The sequence below is a fragment of the Nocardia africana NBRC 100379 genome (assembly GCF_001612635.1).
GTDB lineage: Bacteria > Actinomycetota > Actinomycetes > Mycobacteriales > Mycobacteriaceae > Nocardia > Nocardia africana.
The window spans coordinates 274598-285828 of the sequence record NZ_BDAV01000006.1 but is presented as its reverse complement, the minus strand read 5'-3'; the positions used below and the strand labels follow the sequence as shown (position 1 = coordinate 285828).

Sequence of the window (11231 nt, the reverse complement as noted above, 5' to 3'; positions counted from 1 at the left end):
GAGGTCGATTCCGGTGCACCGACTCGAGAAGTCCGCTCTGTGGCGCTGTGTGCTGGACGGATTGTCCGCGCTGGGTGCGGGATTCGGCGCGATGGTTCCGGTCTATCCGAACGAATGCCACGTGGACGACTGCCGCGACGCCGAAGCGGCCGAGGCCGAATGGGATTGGTCGATCCCGTACCAGTGGTTCGACCACGCCCACGGGTGATCGTGCCCGCCTAGGCCGATCGTGGCCGGACTGTCGGCGCGCCGCCGCCGCCGGACGGCTCGGCCGTCCACGAACGGTCGCTTCGCAGCGAGGGGTCGGAGCGTGGCCGTGGTGGTTTCGCCGACTCCGCATCCGACGATCAGGTAGCCGGATCGGCCGCGGTGACCAGGTAGTCGGCCCCGCCGACGTAGACGGTGTGGCCGGGTGCGGTGTCGGTGGTGGTGGCATCGGCGATCGCGGTCGCGAACTCGTCGATCGTCGGTAGCGCGCCGTGCTCGGTCCGCGCCGCCACCGCGTCCGGATCGCGGCGTTCGAGCAGGCGCACGATGATGGTGCCCTCGATCATGTCGCCCGATACGACCGTGAAACCGATACCGCGCGAGTCGAATTCGCCGATTATGGCGCGCAGCGCGTCCTCACCCGCCCGCTTGCTCCGCGCGATGGGCTCGTAATCCGGCGGGGTGGGTTTGCGGCCGTGGAAGTGCGCCTGGTGGCTGGTGACGAACACGATGCGTGATCCCGGGGCCAGCAGCGGCAGGGCCAGGCGGACCAACCGCACCTGGGCGTCACGGTTGATCGTCATGGCGTAATCGGGCGCCGCGCCGTGTTCGAGCCCGCCGGAGGCGTTGAGGATCAGCACGTCCAGGCGCCCGAACCGGGTGCGGAGCTCCTCGATCATGGCCGCGGCCGCCTCGGGATCGGACAGGTCGGCGCCCACCGGGGTCGCCGATCCGCCCTCGGCGGCGATCGCATCGGCGAGATCGCTTGCCCGCCTGTGCTTCTCGCGATAGTTCAGGACGACGTGATCCTCGCGCCCCGCGAGAATCCGGGCGGTCTGCGCCCCGATGCCGCGCGAGGCGCCGGTGATCAACACGATGCGTGGTGAATCCACATGCACTCCCACTCGTTGCTTCTATTTCAGAATCACTATGGTGGTTCGAAATGAGAAGTGCAAGAGAGCGCGAGAGCGGCCCGCGCGCGGCGATGGAACTGCTGGGGCAGCGCTGGATGCTGCGCATCGTCCGGGAGTTGACGCCGGGACCGCTCGGTTTCCTCGAGCTGCGCCGGCGCATGGGCAACTGCTCCTCGAGCATGCTCTCGGTGCGGCTGCAGACCCTGCAAGGCGCCGGTGTGATCGTCAAACGCGCCGACAAGGCCTACGAATTGTCCACGGCCGGATGCGAACTCGTGCGGGCGCTGGAACCGCTGTGGGCGTGGGCGGCGGACTACCTCGATCCGGACGTGACCGTGGGCGAGTAGCCGGCCCTGTGGATTCGACCCGGGGGTCGGGGTCCGGCATCGGTAAGGGATCGCCCGGCGGAACCGTGGCCGTGTGGCGAGGGCTGTGGATTGCGCGTGTGCGCCGGTGCTGTGAGCGTCCGTCCGCCGAATCGATCCACTAGGTTTGGGAGACACGCCCACGGGCGGCGGGTGGAGTTCGACGAGATCTGGGGACTGACATGAACGGTGACACGATTCGGCGCGGTAGCCGCCCGCTGTTCGGCGCGGCCGCGGCCGCGGCCCTGCTGATAATGACCGGCTGTGGTTCGTCCGACTCCGGGAACGCCCGCCCGGCCGACTCGGTCGCGCCGAAGGCGACCACCACCAGCACGGTCCCGGAAGTTATCGACTGTTCCTTCAGTAAGCCGGCGGTCCGGCCGGAGAACATGATCCTTGCCTGCGCCGATCTGGGCGCCCGGGTGGAACAGATCGTGTGGCAGAGCTGGGGGCCGGATCAGGCGCAGGGCGACGGAGTCGAGCGGGAGAACACCTGCGATCCCAACTGCGCCGCCGGCAAGTACGTCACCAAAAAAGTGCATCTGACCCTGAGCGACGTCGCGCGGCCGGGCAATGTCTTCACCAAGGTGACCACCGTGGATGCCGACGGCCACACCTACACCTGGCCGAGGACCCCGCGCTGATCCGCTCCGGCGGCCATCATTATGTGGTACTCAGGGTGTCGCTTACCGTCCGATAATTGCTACGCTGCTGTAGCAACGGTGCCGGTGCGGCCGGAACCGATGGCCGAGATGACGACCAGGAGTACCGATGAAGTTACTTCCCATGCGCAACCGTGGCGTGGGCGATCCCGGTGAGGTGGCGCTGCACGCGCGCAACGTGCAGTTCGACTGGCGGGCCACCCCGCTGCACTGGCTGGCCGCCGAACCCATCGCTTCGCATGTGTTCAACTCGCTCAACCTGCTGCTGCCCGAGGGCGAGCGGATGTTCATCCAGACCTTCTCCGAGGCGCTGCCGCTGATCAAGGACGAGAAGCTGCGCGAGCAGGTCATCGGCTTCATGGGGCAGGAGGCCATGCACGCCGAAACCCACAACGATTCGCTGCAGCAGGTCTTCCGCGCCCACGGCGTCGACGTCGACAGCTACGCGCGCCAGATGGAATACATCTTCCGCAAGGCGCTGGGCCCGCGCGACGGGCAGACGCCGCGCGAGGAGTTCCAGACCCTCGTCGAACGGCTGGGGTTCATCGCCACCCTCGAGCATTTCTTCGCCTTCCTCGGCGACTGGATCATCAACGCCGATCTGGAGCGGTTCGACGCCGCGCCCAACATGCTCGACCTGTACCGGTGGCACGGCGCCGAAGAGGTCGAACACCGCTTCGTCGCGCACGATGTCGCCGCATATTTCGAGGTCGGCTATGTGCGCCGCTGCGCGCTGATGGCGATCACCTTCCCGATCTTCGTGGCACTGCTGCTGCGCGGCACGAAGTACCTGGTGCACCAGGACGCCGAGCTGCCGAATATGGGGTATCCGCGCATCGTGGGCAAGGCGCTCGGTGCGATGTGGCGGGGTGCGCTACCCGGAATTCCCTCGCTGCTGTGGTCGGCGCTGTCGGTGGCCAAACCCGGATACACCCCGGCCTCGGTCGGATCGACCGCGCAGGCCGTCGCGTATCTGGCGAAATCGCCTGCGGCACAGGCACTCGCGTCGTGACGACCCGCAGGCCCGTACCCACCGAACTCCCGCGCGACCTCTACGGCCGGCGCGGTTCGGACCGGCCGATCCGCATCATCGGCGCGGTCGCCGAGGCGCGGATGCGATGGGCGTCGCTGATCCACCGGCGTCCGGTGACCGGCGCGGTCGACAGCGGCCGGCTGCGCGTGCGGGTGGTCGAGCGGCGGATCGAGGCCCACGACGCCGATGTGGTGAGCCTGGTGTTGCGAGCCGTCGACGGCAGCGCGTTGCCCACCTGGCGACCGGGCGCCCATCTGGACCTGGAACTGCCGTCGGGCCGGTTGCGGCAGTATTCGCTGTGCGGTGATCCCGCCGATCGGTACCACTACCGCGTCGCGGTGCGCCGGATACCGGGCGGGCTCGGTGGTTCGGTCGAGGTGCACGACGAACTCGGCCTCGGCGCCGAACTCACGATCCGCGGGCCCCGCAACGCCTTCCCGTTCGTCCTGCCCGGCCACGGATCCTCCGCTGCCCGTGTGCATTTCGTCGCGGGCGGCATCGGGATCACACCGATCCTGCCGATGGTGCGGATGGCACACCGGCTGGGCGTGGACTGGACCATGGTCTACACCGGCCGCAGCCGCGACACCATCCCGTTCCTCGCCGAGATCGAATCCTTCGGCAGCCGGGTGACGGTGCGCACCGACGACGAGGGAGGTGTGCCGACGGCGGCGGATCTGCTGCGCGGCGTCGGCGTCGACACCTCGGTCTACTGCTGCGGACCGGTCCCGATGACCTCGGCTATCGCCGCGGCGGTGCGCGACATGCCCGGTGTGGAACTGTATTCCGAGCGATTCTCCGCCGCACCGGTGGTCGACGGAAAGCCGTTCCGCGTCGAACTCGCCCGCACCGGCGAGGTGCTCGACATTCCCGCCGACCGCTCGGTGCTCGACGAAGTGCTGCGCGTGCGGCCCGATATCGCCTACTCCTGCCGGCAGGGTTTCTGCCGCACCTGCAAGGTCCGGGTGCTCGACGGACAGCCCGACCACCGCGACACCGTCCTCACCCCCGGCGAGCGCGCCGAAGGGGAACTGCTCATCTGCGTATCACGCTGCGCCGGTGAACGTTTGGTGCTCGACCTCTGACATCCACTCGCCCTCTCCGAGGAGATTCTCGTGACCGACACCGCCCCCGTTCCGGACTCCGAACACTTCGTCCGCAACGGTGAATTCGATATCGCCGTCTACGAATACGGCGATCCCGCCGCGCCGACCATGCTGCTCGTCCACGGCTGGCCCGACGACCATCACCTGTGGGATCGCGTGATTCCCAAGCTGTCCGGGCGTTTTCACGTCGTCGCCTACGACACCCGCGGTCACGGCCGCTCCACCCGCACCGATCGCACCGAGGACTACGGCCTGGACCGCTTCGCCTCCGACTTCTACGCGGTGGCCGACGCGGTGAGCCCGGACCGGCCGGTGCACGTGCTCGCCCACGACTGGGGTTCGGTGCAGGTGTGGGAGGCGGTGTGCGAGCCGCAGGCCGCCACCCGGGTGGCCTCGTTCACCTCGGTCTCCGGCCCGAACCTCGACCACCTGGCGAAGTGGACCCGCGATCGGATGGGCCGCGGCGCGGTGTGGGGACCGGCCACGCAATTGCTCTCCTCGGCCTACACCTTCCTGTTCATGACCCCCGGTCTCAACAAGGCGGTGATGCGGCCGCTGTCGTCGGAGAAGGTGTGGAAGCGGTTCATCGGCCTGATGAACGAAACCTCCCCGGAGAACGTGAAACTCGGCCCGGCGTTCCGGCAGGACTTCTTCGACGGGATGCGGATCTACCGCGCCAACATCCTGCCGCGCATGCTCGGCCCGCGCGAGCGGCACACCGACGTTCCGGTGCAACTGATCATCGCGCGCCGCGATATCGCGGTGCGTCCGGCCGGCTACGACGACACACCGAAGTGGACCGATCGGCTGTTCCGGCGCGAGATCGCGGGCGGGCATTGGCTGCCGTTCTCCCATCCGGAGTTGCTGGCCACCTCGGCGACCGAACTCGCCACGGCCGTCGACACCGGTGAGTATCCGCGCACACTGCGCCGCGCGGAGGTCGGTGCGCAGGCGGGGCCGTTCACGGATCGGCTGGTCGTGATCACCGGGGGTGGCAGCGGCATCGGCCGCGAAACGGCGCTGGCCTTCGCCCGCCGCGGCGCCGAGGTCGTCCTGTCGGACCTGAACCTGGATGCCGCCAAGGAGACCGTCGAACTGATCACGGCGGCCGGTGGTACCGCCCACGCCTACGCCGTGGACGTCTCCGACGAAGTGGCGATGAGCGAACACGCGAGTGCGGTGATCGCCGCCCACGGCGTGCCCGACATCCTGATCAACAACGCCGGCATCGGCCAGGCCGGAGATTTCTTCGACACCTCCGCCGCCGAATTCGACCGGGTGCTGCGGGTGAATCTCGGCGGTGTGATCAACGGCTGCCGCGCCTTCGGCGCCACCATGGCCGAGCGGGGACTCGGCGGACATATCGTCAACCTGTCCAGTATGGCCGCCTACAGTCCGCAGCAGGGTTTCAGCGCCTACTCGACCAGCAAGTCCGCGGTCTTCATGTTCTCCGACTGCCTGCGCGCCGAACTGGCCGGCAAGGGTATCGAGGTGCACACCATCTGCCCCGGCATCGTGCACACGAATATCGTTGCGACAACGACGTTCTCGGGCCTGTCCGACGATGCCGAGGCCGCGAAACAGGCCCGCTACGACGCGCTGTACCGCAAGCGCGGCTACGGCCCGGAGAAGGTCGCCGACCGCATCGTGCGCGCGGTCGAACGCCACCGCGACATCGTCCCCGTCACCCCGGAAGCCCACCTGCAGTACCACTTCAGCCGACTGGCCCCGGCCGTGCACCGCTTCGTCGCGGCACGGGTGAAGCTGACGTAGGGGGCGTTCCGCGCGAACGGCGCCCGCCGCCGAGACCCATCCGGCGCACCCGGCGAGCGTCCGTCCGGGCGTGTGAATGCCTGGGCGGCAACGTGCCGAGCATCGGGCCAGGGTGCGCGCCGACGAGTTCACCCGGGTCGACGCAATCGAGCGGCGTGTCACCGCCCTCTACACCACACGGCCGATCAGCTCGGTAGCGAGAAGGCGCCGGTCCGGCTGGCCGGCTCGAACCCGCGCGAACCCGTCACATGCCGCGGCCGAGGGAGACTGCGGCATTCACTCCGGATGGGCCGGGTGCTGCTGCGGTGTGCGTTCCGCCTGCGTCCAGGGCGGTTGGACACGTAGTGGTCTCGGGTCCGGGGTTGAATCGGCGGTGTTCTCGGTCTCGGTGGACGTGTCGGCCGGCGGCGCGCTCGCTTCCGTGGGGGTCGAGCGTTCCAGGAAACGCAGCAACTCCACCGGGAACGGGAGCACCAGCGTCGAATTCTTCTCTGCCGCAACCTCGACCACGGTTTGGAGCAGTCGCAGTTGCAATGCGGCCGGGGCGGTCGCCATGCGTTCGGCGGCGTCGGTCAGCTTGCGCGAAGCCTGCAGCTCGCCCTCGGCGGTGATGACGCGGGCCCGGCGTTCGCGCTCGGCCTCCGCCTGCCGTGACATCGACCGTTTCAGCGACTCCGGCAGCGCCACATCCTTGATCTCCACCCGGTCGATGTGGACGCCCCAGGCGAGGGCCGGGCTGTCGATCATCAACTCCAGGCCCTTGTTCAACTGTTCGCGGTTGGACAGCAGATCGTCGAGTTCGCTCTTGCCGATGATCGAGCGCAGCGAGGTCTGCGCCACCTGTTCGACGGCGAACAGATAGTCCTGAACCTCGACCACCGCCTGCGTCGGGTCGATCACCCGGAAGTACACCACCGCGTCGACTCGCACGGTCACGTTGTCACGGGTGATGCCCTCCTGGCCCGGCACCGGCATCGTGACGACCTGCATCGGCACCTTGCGCATCTTGTCGACGAACGGAATGAGCACCCGCAACCCCGGTTTACGCACCGCCCGCACCCGCCCGAACCGGAACACCAGCCCGCGCTCGTACTGCTGCACCACCCGCAACCCGGTCCCGAACGCGACCCCGACACACACCGCCCCCGCCCCCACGATGAATGCGGCAAACGTCGCAACGTCCATAGCGTCACCACCATGTGAAACGCCCGGCACGCCCGCGACCGGGCTCCTGCCATCGATCATGGCACCGTTGCGCCGAGCGGGCTATCACGCTTTCGGGCGGGCACAACCGGCCGGATCGCTCGCACCCGGGTCTGCGCAACCGGCTCATCGGGCGAAGGGCGAGTCGTGCGGTTACCGTCCGCTCATGCACTTCGTCGTCATCGCCGCCATGGTCGGCACACTCGTCTGGATCTCGGTGGCGGCCATCCGCCGCACAGTATCGCCGTCGACGCGCCGTCGGCGATGGCAGGCCGGCGATGCGGGTGGCGGGGGCCGCAGATTCGGCGGAAGTGATTGTGGCGGAGGGGGTTGCAGTACGGACAGTTGTAGTGGGGGTAATGGTTGCGCCGGGGGCAGTAGTTGCTCGGGAGGCAGTAGTTGCGGCGGGGGAAGTAGTTGCGGTGGGGGCAGTAGTTGTGGTGGCGGAAGTAGTTGCGGTGGGGGGAGTAGCTGTGGCGGTGGCAGTAGCAGCTAGGCGAGCGGTCAGATCGGGGCCCGCGCTCGGGGTGAGCCCCCGGTGATCTCACCCAGGGCGGTTTCCACCTCGGCGACCCGCTCCGGCGGCACTCCCCACGGATTCTCCACGCCCACAACGGCATCCAGATCCCACAGCACACACTTCTCGCCCGGGTCGGCGACGATGGACCAGGCGACGACGGTGCGTCCGAGTTGAGTTGCCATCGGCACACCGCTGCCGCCGCCGTAGCCGTCTCCCTCGGGGAAATGGTGCAGGAACCGGCCGTACGCGGCATCGCAGAAGTCCCGATATCGCTTGGTGCACAGGATCAAACCGTGCCATGCCTCGTCCACGGCATGGGACGGCATGCCGATCACCTGGTCGTCGGCCATCGCCGCACCGCAGCACCGCAGCCATTGCCGCAGACCGGTTTCCACCACGTCTCGCGGCTGCCAGGGGCACGTCTTGAAGACGGCCTCCGGCAATCGCAGCGCGTCGACGGCGCGCCGGGTGCGGGCCGGATCGATACGCCGGAAACGGGACAGCACCGGCCCACGGTACGGCGGAATTCCGGTGTGGGACAACTCCGGTGGCCGCCGGTTGTGCTTGCTATCGAGCGGGAGCGTCGACGGTGGCGGAGTCGCCGTCCTTCTCGCCCCGCGTAGCCATCAGGCTGGTCACGGTCACCGCACCGAGCACCACCACGATCACCAGCAGGGAGGCGGCGGTGGGGATCTCCGGTAGCCAGTCCCAGTAACCGTGGGCCCAGTGCAGCACCAGTTTGACGCCGATGAAGCCGAGGATCACGGCCAGGCCGTAGGCGAGGTGCACCAGGCGGGCCAGGACCGCCTGCAGGACGAAGTAGAGGGCGCGCAGGCCCAGCAGGGCGAAGGCGTTGGTGGCGAACACCAGGTACGGGTCGCCGGTGACGCCGTAGACCGCGGGCACCGAGTCGATCGCGAACACCAGGTCGGTGGCCATGACGGCGGTGACCACCAGCGCGAGCGGGGTCAGGGCGCGGCGGCCGGCCTCCCGGACGGCCATCTTCGTGCCGCGGTAGTCGTCGGTGACGGGCATCAGTCTGCGCATCAGGCGCACCGACCGCATCCGGGAGATATCGACGTCCTGTTCGTGCCCGGTGACCGCGTCGCGGATCAGCTTGAGGGCGGTGAGCAGCAGAATCACGCCGAACAGCAGGAACGCCCAGTCCAGCGAGGCGAGCGCGGCCGCACCGACGGCGATGAAGATTCCGCGCAGCACCAGTGCGCCCACGATGCCGAACAGCAGCACCCGTTGCGCCAGGACCGCCGGGACCGCGAAGGCCGCCAGTAGCAGCATGAACACGAACAGGTTGTCCACCGACAGCGACTTCTCCAGCAGATAACCGGTGATGAACTCGGTGGCCGGCCTCGACCCGAATCCGGCCCACAGAATGCCGAAGAACGCGACCGGCAGCGCGAGGTAGAACACGGTCCAGCCGACCGCCTCCCGCATCGACACCTCGTGCGGTGTGCGGGTGACGACGAAGTCCAGCGCGAGCAACACCAGCACACCGGCGATGGTGGCGGCCCACAGCCAGGGGGTGCCGATCGTGTGCAGCTGCGCGGCTGCGAGAACGGACGAATGCACAGGTCTCCTCGGGTATGCGAAAGCACCCGAGGTCTCCTTCACCCGATATCCGGGTGGCCATCCGGGGATCCCGACGGCGGAATCCGTACTGACCGGTGTGGCGCTTGGGAAGTACTCCCCTCGGAGGCGAGGATAGCGAAACCTTTGCCCGAAAACCAAGCGATCCGGACGAATGTGACCGGTCCGACCGCCGCCCGCGTCACGTCCGAGGGCTGAGCACCACGACCGATATGGGCCGATCGGTCATCTTCTGGTACTGCGTGTACCGGCCCTTGTTGACCTTGTCGACCAGCGTCCACCGCCGCGCGTACTCGCTGTCGTCCGGATACGTCGGCCGCGCGGTCACCGGAATCCGCCGATGCCCGACCTGGATCTCACATTCGGGCGCCGCCTTCACATTCGCAAGCCACCCCGGCGGCCGAGGCGACCCGCCGTTGGACGCCGTCACCAGATAGTCGTCACCGTCTCGCGCATAGGTCAGCGCACTGGTCCGCGGCTGCCCCGTCTTGCGTCCCACCGTCCGCAACAGCAGGGTGGGATTTCCGAACAGCAGCCGGTGGCCCACGTACCCGTCCGACTTCTCGTAGAGCCACTGATGAGCCCGCAACGCGGTGGAAAACAGATCAGCCATCCCACACCTCCGATCAGGCAACCCTTTGCCCAACCCTAACCGGCGCGGAGCGCGAAAGCCCGCAACAAGATTCAGCCGCACCCCGTGCATGAGCGATCCGGGATGCGGCTGTCGACCGCTCAGATCTTGAAGCGTCCCGCGAAGCTGCGCAGCGGCAGGTCGGCGCTGGTGATGATGCCGGGCCGCGCGGCCACGACGGATCGGATGGCGTTCAGAGCCGGCATGCCGGTGACGGTCATGCCGATCGAGGCGAAGTTCTCCGGCTTCGACAGGTCGAAACCCTTGCGCGGGAAGATCATGTGCTTGCTGTAGATGTTGGGGTCGCCGGTCACCTGAGTGATGTAGCAGCCCTTGATTTCCCACGACGGGTCGGTGTGCGGCGTCATCTGCCATTCGAGATGGGTCTCCACGCGGGCGACGCCGTCGACCATGCCCTGATACTTGATGTAGTTGGCGCCGAGCGAGCCCTTCGGCATGAAGTACCAGCCGAGGTCGACGTCCTTGGTGCAGGCGCCGAGTTCGTAACTGAACGTCACTTCGTCGAGTTCCAGACCGAAGGCGTCGGCCATCAGGTAGACCGAATCGGCGAACACCGCGGTGTACTGGTAGAGCGAGTCCGGGATCGTGGGGTCGTCGATCGGGCGGCCGTAACCCACCGCCTTCCAGGTGTCGACGGAATGGTGGCAGGAGACGTCGACCGATTCGGTGACGGTGATGTTCTCGATGTCGGCGACGTCGGCGGTGTGCACGATGCCCAGGATCTGGCACAGGCCCGGGTTCATGCCGGTGCCGTAGAAGGTGGCGTTTCCGCGCTCGCAGGCGGCCTGGATCACCTCGCTGACCTTGCGGCCCGAGGGATGGGCATGGTTGGTGTCGCGGTGGAAACCGGTGATCCAATCCGCGGTGGTGACCACGTTGATGCCCGCTTCGAGGACCTTCTCGTAGAGGTCTTCGTCGGGGAAGACGCCGTGGAAGGTGAGTACGTCGGGTCGCGCGGCGATGATCTCCTCGACGGTGCCGGTCGCGGTGACTCCGATGGGGTCGAGGCCGACGATCTCACCGGCGTCGCGGCCGATCTTCTCGGGTGTGTAGCAGTGGAGTCCGACGAGTTCGAGATCCGGATGGTTCCGGATCCGCCCGATCATCTCGGTGCCGAGATTGCCGGTGGCGACCTGGAATACCCGGATCTTGTCGGAGGTGCTCATAGCGTGCCTTTCGTGTGTTGGCTGC

Annotated in this window: 12 protein-coding genes; 6 read left to right on the top strand and 6 right to left on the bottom strand. The window is 67.8% G+C overall.

From position 1 onward, the window contains the following. Positions 1–13: 13 nt before the first annotated feature. Entirely contained in the window at positions 14–208 is a 195-nt protein-coding gene (locus NA3_RS09435) for a hypothetical protein (RefSeq protein ID WP_062963184.1), read from the top strand. 139 nt (positions 209–347) lie between these two features. On the opposite strand, the gene NA3_RS09430 is transcribed toward NA3_RS09435, so the two are convergent. After that, positions 348–1100, bottom strand: a complete 753-nt coding sequence (locus tag NA3_RS09430; protein ID WP_227995326.1) for an SDR family oxidoreductase — start codon at positions 1098–1100, stop codon at positions 348–350. Positions 1101–1150: 50 nt separating this feature from the next. Between NA3_RS09430 and NA3_RS09425 the strand changes: the two genes are divergently transcribed. From NA3_RS09425 to NA3_RS09405, 5 genes are all read left to right on the top strand, one after another. Then, a complete protein-coding gene (locus NA3_RS09425) occupies positions 1151–1468 on the top strand; it encodes a winged helix-turn-helix transcriptional regulator (RefSeq protein ID WP_063917393.1) in 318 nt (105 codons plus the stop codon). A 200-nt stretch (positions 1469–1668) separates the two neighbouring features. Continuing rightward, positions 1669–2130: a hypothetical protein gene (locus NA3_RS09420; RefSeq protein ID WP_062963182.1), complete on the top strand. Its 462-nt coding sequence runs from the start codon at positions 1669–1671 to the stop codon at positions 2128–2130. Positions 2131–2257: 127 nt separating this feature from the next. Next, complete coding sequence (locus tag NA3_RS09415; RefSeq protein ID WP_062963181.1) at positions 2258–3160, top strand: metal-dependent hydrolase; 903 nt, start codon at positions 2258–2260, stop codon at positions 3158–3160. Then, positions 3157–4266, top strand: coding sequence for a PDR/VanB family oxidoreductase (locus NA3_RS09410; protein ID WP_062963180.1), 1110 nt, complete (start codon positions 3157–3159; stop codon positions 4264–4266). Before NA3_RS09415 ends, NA3_RS09410 begins: the two co-directional genes overlap by 4 nt. A 30-nt stretch (positions 4267–4296) precedes the next feature. Beyond that, positions 4297–6060 carry an SDR family oxidoreductase gene (locus NA3_RS09405; protein ID WP_372464239.1) on the top strand — a complete coding sequence of 588 codons (1764 nt, stop codon included), beginning with the start codon at positions 4297–4299 and terminating at the stop codon, positions 6058–6060. 276 nt (positions 6061–6336) lie between these two features. On the opposite strand, the gene NA3_RS09400 is transcribed toward NA3_RS09405, so the two are convergent. The 5 genes from NA3_RS09400 to NA3_RS09380 form a co-directional block, all read right to left on the bottom strand. Beyond that, positions 6337–7245 (bottom strand): slipin family protein, encoded by a 909-nt coding sequence (locus tag NA3_RS09400; RefSeq protein WP_062963178.1) that lies wholly within the window; start codon positions 7243–7245, stop codon positions 6337–6339. A 522-nt stretch (positions 7246–7767) separates the two neighbouring features. After that, positions 7768–8286 (bottom strand): UCP032817 domain-containing protein, encoded by a 519-nt coding sequence (locus NA3_RS09395; protein ID WP_084491468.1) that lies wholly within the window; start codon positions 8284–8286, stop codon positions 7768–7770. A gap of 64 nt (positions 8287–8350) precedes the next feature. Beyond that, complete coding sequence (locus NA3_RS09390) at positions 8351–9370, bottom strand: TerC family protein (protein WP_062963177.1); 1020 nt, start codon at positions 9368–9370, stop codon at positions 8351–8353. A gap of 199 nt (positions 9371–9569) precedes the next feature. Then, the gene (locus tag NA3_RS09385; protein WP_062963176.1) at positions 9570–10001 is read right to left on the bottom strand and encodes a nitroreductase family deazaflavin-dependent oxidoreductase; all 432 of its coding nucleotides are present in this window, start codon (positions 9999–10001) and stop codon (positions 9570–9572) included. 119 nt (positions 10002–10120) lie between these two features. Then, positions 10121–11206 (bottom strand): NAD(P)H-dependent amine dehydrogenase family protein, encoded by a 1086-nt coding sequence (locus tag NA3_RS09380; RefSeq protein WP_062963175.1) that lies wholly within the window; start codon positions 11204–11206, stop codon positions 10121–10123. Positions 11207–11231 lie beyond the last annotated feature (25 nt).

What these genes read in the sequence shown, in the direction of transcription:
- NA3_RS09415 (WP_062963181.1), top strand. Translation starts at nt 2,258, where the DNA reads ATGAAGTTACTTCCCATGCGCAACCGTGGCGTGGGCGATCCCGGTGAG.
- NA3_RS09420 (WP_062963182.1), top strand. Translation starts at nt 1,669, where the DNA reads ATGAACGGTGACACGATTCGGCGCGGTAGCCGCCCGCTGTTCGGCGCG.
- NA3_RS09400 (WP_062963178.1), bottom strand. Translation starts at nt 7,245, where the DNA reads ATGGACGTTGCGACGTTTGCCGCATTCATCGTGGGGGCGGGGGCGGTG.
- NA3_RS09385 (WP_062963176.1), bottom strand. Translation starts at nt 10,001, where the DNA reads ATGGCTGATCTGTTTTCCACCGCGTTGCGGGCTCATCAGTGGCTCTAC.
- NA3_RS09380 (WP_062963175.1), bottom strand. Translation starts at nt 11,206, where the DNA reads ATGAGCACCTCCGACAAGATCCGGGTATTCCAGGTCGCCACCGGCAAT.
- NA3_RS09425 (WP_063917393.1), top strand. Translation starts at nt 1,151, where the DNA reads ATGAGAAGTGCAAGAGAGCGCGAGAGCGGCCCGCGCGCGGCGATGGAA.